Raw genomic sequence first — 17422 nt, forward strand, 5'->3', positions numbered from 1 at the left:
AAGCAGACTGCTGGACGCTCAGCTTGGGGTAACCTTAAGTTACCCTTTCTGACTCATCTGCATTTTTTTTAGTGATGGTCGTGCTGCGTGTTTTGTTCTTCTTCACCCAAGTTTAACGTCAGGGTACTGTCAAAGAAGTTCCACGGTTTGATTAAGGTATAAACCCACTCGGTCGGCATAATTGGCCACTCTTCAGCACGTGCCACATGGGTTGTGCCTGTTGTCATCCACACTACAAGATCTTTATTTTCAATATTGTCATTGTTGCTAATGAATTGACCTAAACCAGTGTCATGAGTGGAACGGTTTGAATATTTCCCTTCCGGATAACGTTCCTCAGGCTTATATTGCGTCACCCAGATTTGTTTATCCATAAAGTTAAGGCGTTTAAATAGCCATTCATCTTTGGCAAAATTTGCGCCTTTGGCGACAGGATGTGTTCCACCAGCAAATGGAATCAATTGATAAGAAACTGGATTGCCTAATTTATTTTCCTTGTTGAAATTCGTCAGTAACCGAATGGTAGAAGGATCAAATTTCTCAGCCGCATTTTGCTCATTGCTAATCACTTTACTGTCAATTTGCATCGTGCTTGTACGCACACCACCTCGATCATTGGCCTTCACCACAGGATCCATATGCATAAAGCTGTTGTTCTCACCATCTACATCCATATCTAAGCGGAAGTTATAGATGTGTTGATGCGTTGTACCCACAATATTATGGTCAATCAAAGTGCCATACTTGGTGTCTTCTTTTGCAGTACTGTCATGCATAGTACGAGTTTTAACGCCTTTAACTGCTTCAATGCCCGTTGCGCCCGCATTGATGCCAATTACACCATTTTGGGCAAAGACCCAGTCAAACATGTAGTCATAGTTGCCAACAGTACTTATCCAGCGTATCACTAATTCACGACGGGCTTCACTGGCATCCTGATCCCCAAAAATTTCCTGATGCTTATACTCGGGCCCTGCATAACGTTCAAAAATGGCGATTGCATTTGGAATCACTTGCGGCTGGCCTTTATAGTCTGCAATGACCGCATCCAGCAACACTGCATTTTCTGGCGCATCAGTTCCCGGTTGAATAGAAGAAGTAAGGGTTCCCATCCCGTACTCACCTGAGTCCAGATAAGATTTAAAGTACCATCCCATATCTGGATCACCATACGGAACCACCATACCGCCCAGATTACCTTCATACATGACTTTGCGTTTTACGCCTTTGTCTTTGTACGTCACTGTTGAAAGCTGTAACCCAACACGAGAGTCCAGTGCAACATGGAAACACCAGTTACCCCAATGCACGGTTTGTCCCGTAATGGTAAAGTTCTTGCCTTCAGGTTCACTGATATTGAGCGGTTTGATTTTCGATGGCTGGGTATTCTTTGTGACGTATGGTCGGTCTGCCATTGGTACAGGAATCATGGCGCCTTCTTCAATTTTAATAATTTTTTCTTTATCTAAATCCACCACTGCAACGAGATTTTCAATTGGATGGGCCCAATAGTTACCATCGCCCGTATCGAGATAGGATACAACTTTTAAAACATTCAGTTGCTTGTCTAAACCATCTTTACCCCCAAAATAGCCAACAGTTAATGGATTGGTAATGACCTTTTTAACGTCAGTAATGCCACGTTTGCGTAACGCATCCTGATAGTCTTGACTTGTCTCAATCACACGCTGTACGGTCTCAAAGTTATCTATCAGCACCATGCCGTGTGTATCTTTAAGGACATTCCATTTCGTGACTTGTTGGGTATTCAGATTCACTTCACCTTCAATCGCCTGATTGCCTTTTAATAAAATAAAAGAGGCCACACGATCTTCTTTATAATCTTTATGGTTGATAAAGAAATCCCACACTTTTGCCTTTTCAGGCTCTTTGAGTTTTAACTCGGCAAAACGCATGTTGTTATAGGCATATGGTGAATGATTAATCACGTCAAATGTCTTTTTTATTTCATCGCTATTTAAACTATTCAGTGGATGAAACGTATTTTCAATTTTAAAGGTCTGATCTAAACCAGACTGGAAGACCTCATTAAAAAACTCTTTGTAAATAAATGGCTTACCTTCTTTAATTAAGACAGGTACACTAAGCTTTAAAGGTTTTCCATTGACTAAAACCTGATCTGAATTAGGCTTAGCTCTGACCACAATAGAACCTTTGGTAATCGTATAGGTATTGGTAAAATCATCTTTGACAACTTTAGCACCCTGCTCACTCATATTTTGATACAACGGTACCAATTCGGCAGCCTCACCATGTGCATAAGCAGTGTTATGAACAGCGCACAAGCTTGCAGCGATGGCTAAGTTAAACGCCAGTATTTTTTGTATCTCTTTGAATAATCTTTGTTTACGCATCATGTTAATCCTTTTCATCTATCCCTGAGCGATCTGTATCAGATCGATAAAATGCTCTTTGCTCTGTGTGCAGCGACTAAAATCAACGTCATATTTCAACTTGATTGAAGCGCTCTTAGCTTTCCTTATTGGTTTAATTTCAACACAGTTGCATGGGACTAGCTTGTTCAGGAATGACCTCGAACTTGTCTAAAAATGACATCGAAAATGTTTATGCCAGCATCGTCTCTCGAAATTCTTTCGGAGATAAGCCATAGGTTTTTTTAAAGATTTTTGAAAAATGAGCGCCATCCCAAAATCCCCATTTCAAGGCAAGTTGGGTAATCGAACTTTGTTTATTTTTTTTATCCAGCAGGTCTGTTTTAATTCTTTCCAAACGTTTGTGCTGTATGTATTTGTTAATGGATAAGTTTTCTTGAAGAAATAACCGATAAAGATGACGTAATGAGACTCCTATGTGTTCAGCAATCAGCTTAGGGGAAAGTTCAGGTTTTGACAAATTTTCAATGATATAGCGCTCAGCCTTTTCCATAAGATGATTGAGCTGATTAAGATTTTTATAATTAATGGTCGGTTTAATTAAAGCAATTAGTGCATCTTCAAAAGCATTACCATCTTCATTTGCATACCAAAGTTGAATATTTTCAGCAGACATATTTTTCAAAATATTTTTGAGTAAAAAACCACTCATATTTTGGGTAATAAGCTTACCAAAATATTCAGAACTAATATTTTCTTTAAGTAACTTTTCTCGGGAAAGATGAACTGAAATATGACTAAATAGACCTTGCGGATACATCATAATATGTTCCTCTGAGTCGAGTAAGACCACATCACCTTCACTCAAGAATAGTGTTTCATTGCGATAGTTAAGTAGCATTTTTCCCGTATATTGCAAAATCAGGAAACAAAAACGATCTTTAACTCGATCCAAAATTTCAGGTTTTCTCTCAATAAAATTCGCATTACTTTTAATAAACGCAATTTCAGTTTGACCCAGTAAAAATGCTTTTACCTCGCCTATAAACAATGAACTTTGTCCATCAAATCGAGTTTCAAATTCACCACACACACCTTGAATATGCTGTGTCCATGTACTGATTTCATTTTTCATAGAATCATTTACCTCCGTGTATTTCACCTTAAATAGATGAAATCATGAGGAACTATTATGTTCCGCCTAGTATGGTCAAAATCCTAACAGCCCCCATTGATTAACAAATCACGTACTTGATTTGTCACTTGCTATGTTTACATGATGCCCGCGATATCCTTTAAAATTTTAATAAAAATTTCTTTTTCATTTGTTGAATATTTTGCAAACACTTCATTTTGATGGCTATCAGCAATATCAAATAGATAATGTGCGGTTTTCTTGCCTTTTTCAGTGAGTTTAAAAAATCCATTACTTTCAATCAGGAGGCCATCCTTTTGCAAAATTGAAGCTGCCTGCTCTACTTCCCGCATCGGCATGGCAATATCCCGCGGTAAGTCTGCTTTATTGGATGCGGTGCCACTGCCTAGAACTAGCAATAAACGTGCTTCACTAGTACGAAACCCTGTCACTAATTGCTTAGGAATATAATCAGTCTGATAAAATTTAAAAGCTCGACTCATCAGATAACACACATTGCTATATAAATGCCCTTGGTGTAATTGTCCTAAATCCTCTTCAACTTCCACCGTATCTTTTAACTGAAGTAAAGGATGGGGGATCACACCCGAATAAGCACCTTGGTGATATACCAATGGACTACGTCCTTCATCACGAAAATTCACTACCTTACCAATAATAATCCAGTGATCCCCACCTTCAATAATGTCATGACGTTCACATTCAAATACCGCAGAACAGTGATCCAAAATCGGTGCTTGCCCCACTCCTGTCTGATAACGGGTGTCTTCATATTTATCAATATTGCGGCGTGAAAACTTATTGGATAACTCAATCTGCGAACCTGATAAAATATTGACTGCAAAATGTGAAGCTTGTTCAAATACAGGGAAACTAGATGACTTTTTATCAATGCTCCATAAAATCAGTGGTGGATCTAAAGACACTGAATTAAAACTATTGGCAGTCACCCCCACCTTTTCCCCTTGTTCATTTTGCGCAGTCATGATAGTGACACCTGTAGTAAAATTTCCCAAAGCCCGTCTGAATCGCATTGGATCTATTGTGATTTCATCCATTGATTTTAGTGAATTCATTATTCTCTCCTGAATCTTTTATCCTATTGCTGGTCGATATTGGATACCGATTTATCCTGATTAAATATCCAGTACCAATCGTGCTGACTTGGAACGTGAACAGCACACTAAAATCTGTTCATTACTGGCTTTTTCCTCATCGGTAAAATAAACGTCACGATGATCAGGTTCGCCCTCAACCACATCGCACATACAGGTACCGCAAACACCTTGTTCACATGACATTTCAATCTCAATGCCTTCACGAGCCAATGCCTGCAAAATGGTTTCTTCTGCATTGACCATAATGATCTTGCCACTTTGCTGTGCCACGACTTCAAACGCATCGCCACCTGTTTCAATGTCAACCTGAAAATATTCCTTATGAATCTGCTGTTCAGGAAAATTCTGTGTGAAGGCTAAATTGATCACCCAATCCATAAATCCATTTGGGCCACAGGTATAGATATGACTGTCTTGATCAATGTCTTGAATAGCCGACTGAAAAAACTCACGATGATTCGCCCCTTCCGATTTAAAATGAAAGGTCGTGAAAGGCGCCAAGATGCCGTGCTTAATTTCATCGACAAAAGCACAGCGTTCTGGGCTTGCGCCGCAGTAATGCAGTTCAAAAGATGTTCCTTCCTGTGCCAACTGATAAGCCATCGTAATCAGTGGGGTAATCCCAATACCACCACCCACCAACACGGCATGTTTAGATTTCACTAAAGGAAACAGGTTTTTCGGTTCACTGACCTGAATCTGCATGCCATCCTTTAAATCATCAAACGCCGACACTGAACCGCCACGTGATTCTGGATCGCGTAAAATCCCGAGTCGGAACTTACCGACATCATTCGGATTTTGGCATAATGAGTACTGACGCACTATGCCATTCGGGAGGTGCACATCAATATGCGCGCCCGCTTCAATTCTGGGTAATACGGTCGAATTTGCAGATTCAAATTCCATGACTGCAACATTCCCACCCTCGACATGACGGTTTTTTACCACCACGTTATATAGTATCGTCATGATTTCTCTCCCTGATATGCATCTCGCCTGAGGCTTAACGCATAAATAATCCACCGTTAATATCCCATGTTGCCCCTGTCACGAAGGCAGCACTTGGGCTTGCCAATAGAGCGCAGGTCTCGGCAATAAATTCCATGCTGCCTAATGCCTTGACGGGAATATTTTGAATAAATTGCGCCATTTTTTCGTCAGACACGACGCTGTGTACAATCGGTGATTCCATTGGCCCAGGCGCAATCGCATTTACGGTAACACCTTGGGCTGCAAACTCTTTGGCAAAGATTTTGGTCAGGGTAATAATGGCGCCTTTAGTCGCTGCATAATGCGCACCCGTTGCAGTACCGCCATTTTGTCCGGCTAGAGATGCCATATTGACGATACGACCATAACCTTGTGCTGCCATATATTTGCCAATGATCTGGCAAGACTGGAACGTACCACGCTGATTCACTTGCGTGATCATGTCAAAATCCGCGGCACTGATCTCTAAAACAGGCGTTGCTTTGGTCATGGTGGCATTGTTGATTAACACATCCAGTTTTGAGAATGTCTGCTGAATCCACTGCACAGTTGCATGGAAATCGGCCTCAACGGAAATATCCAGTTTCAGTGGAAATAGATTCTCTGCATGTGGACTACGCGCTTTGGCTTGCTCTGCTTTCTCTAAAGTACTGGCAGACAGGATCACCTGATGCCCTTGCGCTGCAAAATATTCGGCAATGACATTCCCTAAACCAGAAGCGGCACCTGTGACTAAAACAACCTGTTTCATTTTTTGCTCCTAGAGAATGTAACTGATACCCGCCAAGGTATCGGTCGAGTTAACTAAATTGATAATTTTGCGGTTGATCTTAAACCCTTGTTCTGCATCACGAACCAAATAGAAAGTCACGTCAGCGGTATAATGTTTAAGATTTTCTTTGCGGAACTCACGCAAGTTTTGTGCGCAACGTAAGATAATTTCACCCTCTTCATCTTTGAGAATACGAACGCGTGACACACTACGTACCGTATTTGCTTTTGGCGAAGCTGAAATCGCCTCGCCATTTTCCAGACGCGCAACGCGTAATTTACGCATGTGATGATCGTCATACGCATAGTTCAGATTATTTTCATAATCCGTCAGTTTTGGATCGATCGGGATGATGTACACGCCTTTTTCATTCCAGAGATCCAGCCAGCTATCATGCTCAGAATGATCAAGCATATCCGCTTCTGCCCAGACAAATGCAGTCACTTCATTGAGTAAATTTAAATCGGTTTTCATGGCACTCTCCTTAAGCCGTCATCAACTTTTTCCACTGCTGATAAGCAGCACGCATCCCTGTTTCAGCACTCACATCGCTTTTTAAGCCATCTTCAGTTTTGACTTCACCTGGCAGACCGCGATTCAACATGATCCATAAATCATTACCGGCATTGGCACCATGTTGTACACGCTCCCATGCTTCCGAATCATCAGGCGTACCAAAACCAAATGGACCCTGAAAATGTTCATGCAGACGTAAACGATACTGGTTGGCAATTTGTGGACCGCCATCCATGGTAATGACGGAATGGTGAATTTCAGTTTCATTCACCGAAATCGGTTGCATGACACGGAAGAACGCCATTGAGCAGGCAATATTCGGGAACAAGTTCAAGTTAAATCCAGAACCTCCCACTGCACGGACAATACGGCGGACTTCCAGCTCTTCATGACCTTCGTCACGTAAAGCTTGAGCCAAGTCTTCAAAACGTTCCTGAATCGGACGCTCCATTAGTTCTTCATCCAGATCAACCAGTTCAGGTATCATCACCATCACACTGTGACCATTGCCTAAGTCTTCGACATAGCCCGGCTGATTTTCAAAGTTAAACAGTTCTTCGGTTTTTTCATCGACTGAACTTAAGAATGACTTGTGTACCAATGGGAAGTGGTAAGCATCGGTAGTATTTTCCAGCTGGATTTTCCAGTTACCCGGAAAACGGAAACGGTGTTCACCTAACACTTTGATCGGATAACCTGCGCCTTGTTTCATGAATAAGTCGATCCACTTTTTCGCAGCGCCGAGGAAATCTTCTAAAGGTTCAATATCCTGTTTAAAGGTCGCGAAAATCATGCCGTTGTATTCTTCAACACGCAGGCTGATTAATGGAAATTCGGTTTTATCCAGACATTCGCCATAGCTTTCAGGTGAAGGCACGCCGCGTAATGAACCATCCAGTGCATAACTCCAGCCATGATATGGACAAACAAAACTGTTGGTTTTACCTTTTTTATGTTCGCACACGGTTGCGGCACGATGACGACACCTATTCAACAAAACATGGACTTTTTTCTTACGATCACGGACTACGACAACTGGTTGTTTCCCAATATTGATTGTTTTATAACTGCCTGCATCAGGAATTTCACTGGCATGCGCCACCCAGACCCACGTGCTGTAATAAATTTTTTCCATCTCATCTTCAAAGATGCGTTCATCTTTATATAAAGATGTGTGGGCACGATCACTCTGAACTAACTCGTTGTAATCCATTTCAATGTTATGCATTGGAATAATACTGTTCATATCAACTATCCTTTTCGATCTATCCATTAGTTTATTACTGAGACGGTACTAGCAATGTGGCTGTACTATCCCAGTGAGATACAGGGCGACTAAAAATGTTTTCAGTCTGAAAATGTTTGATCTTCCAGCGACCATCGCTTTGCTGTTTAAATTGCACCGTGAGTTTGGCGGCATTTAAATGGCTACGACCATCACGGAAGGTTGAGGTTTGCAACATCAACCAACTGGCATTGGCCTGATCGGCTTCGATATAAATTTGTTCTGAGTTAACAAAATGCGCATTCATGACAAAATGCGACTGTTTTTGGGTATAGCTTTTGAACATGTCATAAATGGCTTGCCAGGATGCATAACAACCAAAAGACTGAGCATATTTCTCGCCGATTCCTTCCCAAATGCTGTCCTGATCAAACAAATCCATCAATTCATTCAGGTCGGTATCGGCATTCAAGGCATCACAAATCTCCATATAACGATTGATGCAGTTACGAATCGCGTTTTGAGCTTCAAGCTGTTGCAAGCGTTGTAACAGTTCCGTTATATCCATTGGCTCATTCATGTCATTCATCCTTGCTACCACGATCTTTAATCAAATTAGGCTTATAAATAGCCCGGTGCTGGCTTCATACCAAAGCTGACCAAACTTGCGTTCTGTAAAGTGGCATCCCCCATAAAGGCATGCTGAGTTACCACATTGGTATCATTCACAAAGCGACTAAATGGGTTATGGGTATAAATCGCGGTCATCCCTGCCAACATCTGGATTTTGCGGGTTACACGGGCACAAACACGTGCCACATGCGTGCATGACAAACGCATATCACTGATCTGTTCTACGGCTGGTGTACGTCCTGCTAGTACTTCATTCCAGACGATTTGCATGGTGTCGTAGAACCAGACGCGTGCAGCCTTAAACTCAGCTTCAGCTTGGGCAAATTCATATTGAGTCACTGGACGACTGGCAATTTCAGCCCCGCCAGTAATTGAAGACTTGCCAGGAGCCAGTTTTTGAAATTCTTCGATCGCTGCGGCTGCCACACCAATCCCCACTACGGTTAAAACCTGAGTGGCTAAAGACAAAGATGGATATTTAAAAAATGGCTCAGGCAGTTTTGATGGTTCACCACGCACAAAAGTCCACTCCTTAGCCACAAGCACATCTTTTACTACTAGATCGTGGCTACCTGTGCCTTTCAGGCCAACAGTATCCCAAGTCATAGCGATTTGTGCTTTATTCGCTGGCATCACTGCCATACGAGGTAAACCTTGGGCTTCATTATCCTTTTGTGGAGAAATACCAACCCCGACAATATCCGCCCCCATGCAACCACTGGAAAATTTCCAGCGACCATTCACCACAACGCCTGCATCGGTAATTTCAGCGGGTTGTGGCGGGAAAATGCCACCTGCAAACACAATATCAGGGCTATCTTTATACAACTGCTCAAGCGTTGCCTCTGGCAAACTGCCCAAATAGGCAGGACTCATGCCAAAACTTGCAACCCAGCCGACTGAGCCATCGGCCTTAGACAACTGCTCGATCAATTCACAAAACTGTTTGGGTGACCATTCATTTCCACCAAAACGTTTTGGGACTAAAGCACGGTAAACGCCAATCTGTTTTAGTTTGTCGATGATGTCCTGACTAACGTACGCTTGGTTATCAAACTCCCCTGTGCAGGCACGTTCACGAATTTCCTGACATAAGGCTTTTAATTGTGTTGTATTGGTACCCATTACAAACTCCTTTGTCGCTAAATGATTCATTCCCTAATTCCTTGTCATTTATTGCGCAGCTTTCACGATATATTTCGCAATGGCACATAAATATTCATCCGCATTCCATTTCGCCACAATTTGCAAGCCCACTGGCAGACCTTGTTCAGTTTCCAGTGGTACTGAAATCGCAGGATGTCCAGAAAGATTAAAAGGCCGAACCAAACCTGTAAGATTCAAAAAAGCCACAGTATTTTCAGCATCTATAACTTTAGGGGGAAGCTGCGGTAAAGTGGGTAAAATCAAAGCATCGTATTGAGCCAGCAAAGCATCAATCTCAGCTGCAAAGTGTGCTTTGACCTGTTCTGCCTGTTTAACTTGGGCCAATGTGGTTTGGGCTGCTTTCAGCAAACGCCCATTGACGTCAGCACCCAACAAGCCTGTTTGGGTCAACTCGCCATAGGCCTGCCAATTTTCATAATTAATGATCTGCATGCCTGCCTCAAAAGCAACGTCAAAGCCTTCAACAGCCACAGGCGACGCTGTCAGGCTAGCTTGAGCCAGATAACTCTGGATCGTATCAATAATGACTGAATCAGCAGCGATATTGAGCCAAGCCAGTTTTGGTGCCTGTGCTAATTCAATATGCATATGGAACGTTGGATCAATGATTTGCATTGCGCTTTCAATCATTTCGACTGAATTTGCAAACGGGCCAACACAATCCAGTGAACTGCCTGCTGGATGGACGCCTTGACGGCTGATTCGCCCAAAGGTTGGCTTTAAACCATATACCCCGCAACATGCCGCAGGCATACGAATCGAACCACCTGTATCCGTGCCTAATGTGAAATCCGCAAGACCCGCTGCAACCGCTGCCGCAGAACCGCTGGATGAACCGCCAGGAATCAGTTCAGGATATTTGGGATTAATTGCCGTACCAAAAACCTGATTAATGCCAGTGATCCCAAAAGCGAGTTCGTGCAAATTGGTTTTCGCGATAATTTGACAATCTCCCGCTAAAATACGATCAACCACATCGGCATTGGCAGTTGCAGCTTGGCCGTGCATCAGGGCTTTGCTTCCCACCATGGTTTTAATGCCTTGAATGTCAATGGAATCTTTCACCATAACTTTCAAAGCACCTGTACCTTTTTGTACTTCTTGTACAATAATATTCATTCACTTTTCCATGTATTTTTATACTTAATATAAATATCGGAAAAAGTAATGTAATTGTCAAGTATTTTTCATCATCAAGACCAAGAAAATGTTTCTAATTTTTGTATAATGCTGAGTATCCTTTTTTATAAAAGTTATTCCTTGGCTATGCTTACTCATTTAGAACAATTTCTACCTAACAATGAACCGAGCAGCTTACAAAGCTATCCTTTTTTCTGGATCTCTCAGGTGAATGGTAAATACACACAGCTTATTGAAAAATCAATAAAAAAATTAGGAATCGATAATACACGTCGTAAAATTATTTTAAGTACTAATGCCCTGCAACAAGCGAGCATTACCGAGATTGCCAATCTCTCTACACTGAAACTGACAACGGCAACCAAAGCTATTTATCGTCTGGTTGAAGATGATATTGTGCAAGTTTTTTCATCAGAAGCAGATGAACGCATCTCAATGGTCAAGCTAACCGATAAAGGCAAAGAGCTGGTCGAACAAATTAATCAGATTAGTCAGGTGACCTTATCTGGGATTCTGAATGCTTTTGATGATGCTGAACTGCATCAGCTGAATGGTCAATTGAAAAAACTGTTTGATTTGATGCCATCCAGCTAAAAACAGCAAAAAGCCCATGTCTATTCAGAGATGGGCTCGCGTTTCAATCAAATCTATTGCTGATTGAAAATATTAAACGTTGGTTTGAGCTGATTTTTGGCAATCCGATCTGAAAAGGTATGTAGAACTTGCTGTTTATAAGCCGCAATATCAACCTGCTGATAGTTATAAAACCCCTGCTTTTCCCTCAAGCCATTACGTTGGAGTAGCATATTCTCGGCAATAATCTTAGGCGTACGATAACGTTCACCGAGTTCCTGGTGTAAATATTGCGAAGCATAATACAAAATATCACCGCCACCCCAATCAATAAATTCCAGTAAGCCCAATACAGAAAAACGCAGGCCAAATCCTGTCCGAATTGCGATATCAATATCTTCTACCGAAGCCACCCCTTCTTCTACCATCCGTGCCGCTTCATTCATTGCCAACGCCTGAATTCGTGGCACAATATAGCCTGCTCTAGCATTACAAACCACAGGTACTTTACCAATCGCTTGCAAAAAGCTTTTCAGGGTATTTACTACTTCATCTGAGGTTTGCTCAGAACGACTTAACTCAACCAGCGGAATTAGATAGGCAGGATTTAGCCAGTGCGCATTGATTACCCGCTCTGGATGAGAAATCATTTGTGCAATATCCGTGACCAAAAAGGTTGAAGTGGTCGATGCGACAATACAGGTGGGAGTAATATATTGATCCAGCCAAGTAAAAATATCCTCTTTGGCTTGCCTAACTTCGGGTACACCCTCTAGAACCAGATCACAGTTTGCTAAGGCAGAGATTGAAACAGCACGACTTAAAATCTCAATCCGATGCAGCATAATTTTCGTTTGTTCAGAATGAATAAACTGGATACTTTCCAGCAACTGCAATTCCTGATTTAAGTCGGTTTGGATCTGAGTCTGGTATTGATCAAACTCAGTCTCCGCACGTGGTCGGGCATCGATTAAAGCCACTTTTAACCCCGCATAGGCAAAGGCAATCGCAATGGCTTTACCCATTCGCCCAGCACCCAGTACAGCAACCTGTTTAATTAGGTTCATCTTAGACTCCTTGCTGCAAAGTCACATGTAGTTCAGCTTTGCTTTTATCTGCCAGCCCCAGATTCTCAAAAGTCCGACCTTCTTGATATAAATCTTTCCCTGTGAGGGCAGAAGCAATATTTAGTAGTCCTTCTGCCACAGGTGTAGCAACCCCTACCCAACGCCCGATCGAAACCAGGAAGGAGAGGCCCAGCTGGGTATCTTCCAGCATGTAACGATGTACCTGTAAGTCGATGTCCTCACGCCAGTCACCACTATCGGTTAATTTGCCATGCGCCCCACGACCATACATCCATTCTTCCCCCTCTCCATCCTTATTGTAGTGATCGGCCAAAGGGAAATGCGGCGCAGAATAACCCAATGCTTCCCGAACTTGTATACGTTCGGCATCAAGCTGATTGGTGACACGGCGAATCGACGGTTGTGTACCTTCGTTATGAATATCCCAGGCCTCAAAATGTTCCAGTGGCCCCGCATTCATCAAAATTAACGGTGGATGAATAATCGGCCCCGCATTCATTAATGCACCACTCAAACTGTCTTCAACTGGCTCAACACTTGGATACGCCTGTTTTAACACTTGGAATGCATGTTCGGACAAGGCGCTTGGGAATACCCCTGTTGGTAATCGGGTCGCATAGCCACTCACGACAATCTGATTAACTCCGTGCTTACGTACCAAATACGGGAGTGTGCCTGTTTCGGCAAAAGCCACTTGGGCAGTATTACCTGCCTCCCGCATGGCTTTGGCAAAAATAAAGCTACCGAAAGTTGCAGGCGGTAAATACACCACTTGACCCGCTTGAAAGAAAGGTGCGGCCTGCTGAGCCAAATCCAGATGTGTCGTTGCAGGTAAAGGAATAATAATCAGCTCGGCATGCTGAATGGCATGGTATAAATCATCGGTCAGATTAATCTGACTTTGCTCAAAACCGACCTTGACAGCACGATTTCCCTGATAGTCTTTAATCTTGAGTACGCCTGCTGCCGCCAACTGTTGCAATGCGTCACGGTCACGGCGCCATAATTTCACATCATGGCCTTTTTCTGCCATTTCTGCTGCGGCTGCATAACATCCGTGTCCACCACCGAGTATTGTAATTTTCATGTGCGTTCCTGCTGATTGATGTGTTATTCAGCATAGAACGGTCACCGTGAACTGGCTTATCCAAATGCGCAGTGATTATTCCATTTACGACTGCGTTTCACCCAGTTGTACAGGATTCATTTTTAAGGTCTGTGATGGTAAATAGCCAAAGCGCTTTTTATACAACGTAGAGAAATGCCCAAAACTTTGAATCCCATGATCCAGTAAAATATCGGTCACAGTGTGATGATCCGCTGCCTGCTGAAGGGCTGAATGTACTCGCTCCAGACGTTGCTCACGGATATATTTCACGGGTGTCTGCTGTAGATATTGGCTAAACCCCTTTTGTAAGCTGCGGATCGATACCTCACAATATTGGCCCAGCGTTGCTAATGAAATCGCCTGATGCAGATTGTCCTGAATATACTGTTGCGCTTTTTTGATATAGCCTGGCACAAGTTGCTGGCGTTGTGCATTCAACTGCTCACTATAATTATTCGGGATTTTAAGTAAAATCAGCTCAATCAGATATTGGGTGAAACTGGCTGAGATAAAGTTCCAGTTCCGAATATTATAATAGGCATGGCATAGATAATTCAGCGTTTCTACAATTGAGCTGATCCCTTCCGCAGTACAAGACAAGCCGCTATCGAACCAGACAGGCACCCGACTGGTATGACCAAGCATTTTAAACAGTTGGGTTTCGACTTCCTGTTTGGACAATTTCAAAATAATATTACGGCAATCCTGATTAGTCACAATCTGTTGTCGGGTATTTGGATGCGTGACCGACATAATCCCTACAGATTGCAACACATGTTGATGCTCGAATCCAACCTTGCATTCCCCTTCCAGAGTGATCCTAAATAAATAGAAGCTGAAGGTTTCCTGGATATCAATCACCACAGGTGCGCTATATTTCAGATCATACAAGGCACCATTACCAAAGCTAAAACCATTCAACCGCGTGTTAAGCGGCTCTTGTACCTCAACCTCAAAACGATGGGGACATAGGTAATGACTAATTCGCTCTTTAATAGTTTGATAATCATTAGATTTGAATAATAAAAATTCATCTAGATAATGCAAATGATCCAGTTTCAAAGAGGCTTGCATCATTTCACTCCTTTGTTATGAATTTCAGCAGTACAGCACAAAGCCCATTACAACAAAATGGACTTTATGCCAAATCATTACAGCATTAAATCAAGAAGCATGCTCCTGCTGCATACTGTCGCTAAATGCCTGACAGCCTTTTTTCAATAGGATAAAAGCCAGTACACAGGAAATGGTTCCAACAATCGACAGTGACATACCGACCATGAGTGGATTTTCAAAGATTTTATCGGTAATCAATGCCACTAATGTGGTTCCAATCCCAACCGCAACCAGATTACTGATCAGTAGAAACACTGCTGAGATTTGTGCACGTAACTGATTCGGTGCCAGCATTTGCATGGCTGTGGTTGAAATTGGCATAGGGAAGGAAGCAAAGAACATCGCAGGCACCAAAAACACCACTGATAACCACAATTCATTCACTTGCGTAAAAATCATTATCGGAATGATTAAACCAGCAATCCCAATCACACCCGTAATCATCGGGGCATCTTTACTGCCTTTTTGAATAAACCAGTCATTGAGCCAGCCTGCACAAAACACGCCCAGAATATTAGCCACCAATAACACACTACCTAGCATATAGCCTGCTTCGGTTGGTGTTAAACCAAACTTGCGCATATAGAACGCGGGCGACCAACTGATCAGGCAATACAACGCCATTGCATAAAAAGTAAATCCTAAATAATGGCATTTAAAAGTACGACCATGCTTTTTAATAAACTTAAATGCATCCTTCATGCTGGTCTTTTCAACTTGCCCCTCTGCATTTAAACGCTGACCTTTACGTTGTGGTTCTCTCACAGTGAGTAAAACCAGCAAACCAATAAATACCCCAGGTAAACCAACCAAAATAAATGCAGCTTGCCACGCTCTTAATGCCCCAAAAATTGGAACCTGAATAGCATCCATATTTTTCAGTAAACCAATGACGTAACCGCCGACCAAAAAGGCAATACCGCCGCCGACAAAGGAACCTATCGAATAAACCGCGACAGCACGACCCAACTTGTCCTTACTAAACATATCACTAAACATCGAATAAGCTGCGGGCGATAATGCCGCCTCACCCACACCAACGCCCATACGACTCAAAAATAGCTGAATAAAATTTTTACTTAAACCACAAAATGCCGTAGCAATGCTCCAAAACACCACCCCAATGGCAATAATTTTTGGACGTGAAAAACGATCCGCTAAATAAGCCAGTGGTAATCCCATAAAGGCATAAAATAGTGAGAATGCCAAACCATGCAATAAACTGAACTGCGTATCGGAAAGACCAAGATCAGCTTTGATCGGTTCAATCATTAATGCCAGTATCTGCCGATCAATAAATGAAAATATATAGGCTAACATGCAGAGCAAAACCACATACCAGGCGTATACATTGGATTGAGCCCGTTTTGGCTCAGTTGCGTGCGTATCCATCTTTCTTCCTTGTCCATGCCATTATTCTAATCTGTCTTCTTACTGAAAGACGTTATGCCCAGAACACTGCTTCTTTTCTGGTGTTTTCAATAAGAGAAATAATCCTCCGTTATAATTATTACTTTTACATGGAATTTTCCATAATATAATAGGTATAAAATTATACTTTTTTGATATTTTTAGCTATTCAGTATTTAAGCAAGTAAGCAAAAAAATTATAAAAACTTAATTTATTAATAAAAGTTATATTTAACAAGTAATTATAGCTTTTATCATTTTAGTTGAGGAACGCTTGAGATAAATTTATTTAAAATGATATTGAATTTTACATTTATTTTTGTTTTAAAATAAAGGTAGATGATCAATTTCTTAATGGAAATAAAATATGGCTCTCATAAAAGAACAAGCAATCGAAAGCATTCATAGCATGCATGTCTTGATTGAAAAAATTTTCAGCGGTAAACATAGTGAACAAGACCTTGGCCTACTCATTGATTATTTTGCCGAACATTTTGAAATGGTCGGCGCAGCTGGAAAACGTATTTCCCTGCAAGAGGTTAAGGGTCTGTTCGCAAATAATCAGGGCAAGATGCCGGACATTCAGATTGAAATCTACGATGAACAAATTTTGATGCAAAAGCCAGATGCCATTGTTCTGACTTATACTGAAAAACATACTAAAGCCACGGGTGTTCTGATTCGACGCTCTTGTGCCCTCATCGAAGAGATAGAAGGGAAAATGTTATGGAGTTATCTTCAAGAAACTTTTTTAGCCTGAAAAATACAAGCCAGATAACTCAGCTTTAGAAAACCTCAGCTTAATCAGGTAGTTTAGATTATACGCACTCCTACCTGTTTAGCTTCACATCATAAATTCATCTCATTGATTTTACTCTGATCGTATTTCTATCGCTAAGCAAGTGATCAAAGGAATTAATGCAGTAATAGTAAATATGATAAGCAGCCACCTTTCTGAACGATTAACATCAGATAAACGGTAACTAACAGGACAGACCCCGATTCTTTTCTAGATGAGCTACAGGAAAAATATTTATTTGGAATCCTTGTTTT

Annotated in this window: 16 protein-coding genes; 2 read left to right on the top strand and 14 right to left on the bottom strand. The window is 41.8% G+C overall.

All coding sequences use genetic code 11. The features are described 5' to 3' along the window. Positions 1 to 68 precede the first annotated feature (68 nt). The 10 genes from tynA to IAE20_RS05560 form a co-directional block, all read right to left on the bottom strand. The gene (tynA, locus tag IAE20_RS05515; RefSeq protein ID WP_200481436.1) at positions 69 to 2384 is read right to left on the bottom strand and encodes a primary-amine oxidase; all 2316 of its coding nucleotides are present in this window, start codon (positions 2382 to 2384) and stop codon (positions 69 to 71) included. 202 nt (positions 2385 to 2586) lie between these two features. After that, positions 2587 to 3489 carry a transcriptional regulator FeaR gene (gene feaR / locus IAE20_RS05520; RefSeq protein WP_200459816.1) on the bottom strand — a complete coding sequence of 301 codons (903 nt, stop codon included), beginning with the start codon at positions 3487 to 3489 and terminating at the stop codon, positions 2587 to 2589. Between the two features lie 137 nt (positions 3490 to 3626). After that, entirely contained in the window at positions 3627 to 4586 is a 960-nt protein-coding gene (locus IAE20_RS05525) for a p-hydroxyphenylacetate 3-hydroxylase reductase component (RefSeq protein ID WP_200459817.1), read from the bottom strand. Between the two features lie 60 nt (positions 4587 to 4646). Beyond that, positions 4647 to 5600, bottom strand: a complete 954-nt coding sequence (locus IAE20_RS05530; RefSeq protein ID WP_200459818.1) for a PDR/VanB family oxidoreductase — start codon at positions 5598 to 5600, stop codon at positions 4647 to 4649. Between the two features lie 34 nt (positions 5601 to 5634). After that, the gene (locus tag IAE20_RS05535; protein ID WP_200459819.1) at positions 5635 to 6372 is read right to left on the bottom strand and encodes an SDR family NAD(P)-dependent oxidoreductase; all 738 of its coding nucleotides are present in this window, start codon (positions 6370 to 6372) and stop codon (positions 5635 to 5637) included. Between the two features lie 9 nt (positions 6373 to 6381). Then, positions 6382 to 6867: an aromatic-ring-hydroxylating dioxygenase subunit beta gene (locus IAE20_RS05540; protein WP_200459820.1), complete on the bottom strand. Its 486-nt coding sequence runs from the start codon at positions 6865 to 6867 to the stop codon at positions 6382 to 6384. Positions 6868 to 6877: 10 nt separating this feature from the next. Next, a complete protein-coding gene (locus IAE20_RS05545) occupies positions 6878 to 8155 on the bottom strand; it encodes an aromatic ring-hydroxylating oxygenase subunit alpha (protein ID WP_200459821.1) in 1278 nt (425 codons plus the stop codon). A 34-nt stretch (positions 8156 to 8189) separates the two neighbouring features. Beyond that, positions 8190 to 8714 carry a nuclear transport factor 2 family protein gene (locus tag IAE20_RS05550; protein ID WP_200481410.1) on the bottom strand — a complete coding sequence of 175 codons (525 nt, stop codon included), beginning with the start codon at positions 8712 to 8714 and terminating at the stop codon, positions 8190 to 8192. A gap of 41 nt (positions 8715 to 8755) precedes the next feature. Beyond that, positions 8756 to 9922: an acyl-CoA dehydrogenase family protein gene (locus IAE20_RS05555; RefSeq protein ID WP_413784483.1), complete on the bottom strand. Its 1167-nt coding sequence runs from the start codon at positions 9920 to 9922 to the stop codon at positions 8756 to 8758. Between the two features lie 18 nt (positions 9923 to 9940). Continuing rightward, a complete protein-coding gene (locus IAE20_RS05560; protein ID WP_200459824.1) occupies positions 9941 to 11053 on the bottom strand; it encodes an amidase in 1113 nt (370 codons plus the stop codon). A gap of 147 nt (positions 11054 to 11200) precedes the next feature. Between IAE20_RS05560 and IAE20_RS05565 the strand changes: the two genes are divergently transcribed. After that, on the top strand, positions 11201 to 11668 hold the full coding sequence (locus tag IAE20_RS05565; protein ID WP_004771095.1) for a MarR family winged helix-turn-helix transcriptional regulator: 468 nt from the start codon (positions 11201 to 11203) through the stop codon (positions 11666 to 11668). 53 nt (positions 11669 to 11721) lie between these two features. Here IAE20_RS05565 and IAE20_RS05570 read toward each other — a convergent pair whose 3' ends face one another. The 4 genes from IAE20_RS05570 to IAE20_RS05585 form a co-directional block, all read right to left on the bottom strand. Beyond that, the gene (locus IAE20_RS05570) at positions 11722 to 12714 is read right to left on the bottom strand and encodes a 3-hydroxybutyryl-CoA dehydrogenase (RefSeq protein ID WP_200459825.1); all 993 of its coding nucleotides are present in this window, start codon (positions 12712 to 12714) and stop codon (positions 11722 to 11724) included. 1 nt (position 12715) lies between these two features. Beyond that, positions 12716 to 13822 carry an NAD/NADP-dependent octopine/nopaline dehydrogenase family protein gene (locus tag IAE20_RS05575; protein WP_200459826.1) on the bottom strand — a complete coding sequence of 369 codons (1107 nt, stop codon included), beginning with the start codon at positions 13820 to 13822 and terminating at the stop codon, positions 12716 to 12718. Positions 13823 to 13906: 84 nt separating this feature from the next. Continuing rightward, a complete protein-coding gene (locus tag IAE20_RS05580; RefSeq protein ID WP_200459863.1) occupies positions 13907 to 14917 on the bottom strand; it encodes a helix-turn-helix domain-containing protein in 1011 nt (336 codons plus the stop codon). A 90-nt stretch (positions 14918 to 15007) separates the two neighbouring features. After that, positions 15008 to 16351 (bottom strand): spinster family MFS transporter, encoded by a 1344-nt coding sequence (locus tag IAE20_RS05585; RefSeq protein WP_200459827.1) that lies wholly within the window; start codon positions 16349 to 16351, stop codon positions 15008 to 15010. Between the two features lie 385 nt (positions 16352 to 16736). On the opposite strand from IAE20_RS05585, the gene IAE20_RS05590 reads away from it, so the two are divergent. Beyond that, complete coding sequence (locus tag IAE20_RS05590) at positions 16737 to 17129, top strand: DUF4440 domain-containing protein (protein ID WP_200481411.1); 393 nt, start codon at positions 16737 to 16739, stop codon at positions 17127 to 17129. Positions 17130 to 17422 lie beyond the last annotated feature (293 nt).

The sequence above is a fragment of the Acinetobacter sp. S54 genome, from assembly GCF_016624945.1.
In the GTDB taxonomy this organism is placed as follows: Bacteria; Pseudomonadota; Gammaproteobacteria; order Pseudomonadales; family Moraxellaceae; genus Acinetobacter.

Bases quoted from the DNA above. Each gene is read 5' to 3' on its own strand.
- IAE20_RS05575 (WP_200459826.1), bottom strand. From the start codon at position 13,822: ATGAAAATTACAATACTCGGTGGTGGACACGGATGTTATGCAGCCGCA.
- IAE20_RS05580 (WP_200459863.1), bottom strand. From the start codon at position 14,917: ATGCAAGCCTCTTTGAAACTGGATCATTTGCATTATCTAGATGAATTT.
- IAE20_RS05530 (WP_200459818.1), bottom strand. From the start codon at position 5,600: ATGACGATACTATATAACGTGGTGGTAAAAAACCGTCATGTCGAGGGT.
- IAE20_RS05525 (WP_200459817.1), bottom strand. From the start codon at position 4,586: ATGAATTCACTAAAATCAATGGATGAAATCACAATAGATCCAATGCGA.
- IAE20_RS05535 (WP_200459819.1), bottom strand. From the start codon at position 6,372: ATGAAACAGGTTGTTTTAGTCACAGGTGCCGCTTCTGGTTTAGGGAAT.
- feaR (WP_200459816.1), bottom strand. From the start codon at position 3,489: ATGAAAAATGAAATCAGTACATGGACACAGCATATTCAAGGTGTGTGT.
- IAE20_RS05545 (WP_200459821.1), bottom strand. From the start codon at position 8,155: ATGAACAGTATTATTCCAATGCATAACATTGAAATGGATTACAACGAG.
- IAE20_RS05565 (WP_004771095.1), top strand. From the start codon at position 11,201: ATGCTTACTCATTTAGAACAATTTCTACCTAACAATGAACCGAGCAGC.
- IAE20_RS05570 (WP_200459825.1), bottom strand. From the start codon at position 12,714: ATGAACCTAATTAAACAGGTTGCTGTACTGGGTGCTGGGCGAATGGGT.
- IAE20_RS05590 (WP_200481411.1), top strand. From the start codon at position 16,737: ATGGCTCTCATAAAAGAACAAGCAATCGAAAGCATTCATAGCATGCAT.
- IAE20_RS05560 (WP_200459824.1), bottom strand. From the start codon at position 11,053: ATGAATATTATTGTACAAGAAGTACAAAAAGGTACAGGTGCTTTGAAA.
- IAE20_RS05550 (WP_200481410.1), bottom strand. From the start codon at position 8,714: ATGAATGAGCCAATGGATATAACGGAACTGTTACAACGCTTGCAACAG.
- IAE20_RS05555 (WP_413784483.1), bottom strand. From the start codon at position 9,922: ATGAATCATTTAGCGACAAAGGAGTTTGTAATGGGTACCAATACAACA.
- IAE20_RS05585 (WP_200459827.1), bottom strand. From the start codon at position 16,351: ATGGATACGCACGCAACTGAGCCAAAACGGGCTCAATCCAATGTATAC.
- IAE20_RS05540 (WP_200459820.1), bottom strand. From the start codon at position 6,867: ATGAAAACCGATTTAAATTTACTCAATGAAGTGACTGCATTTGTCTGG.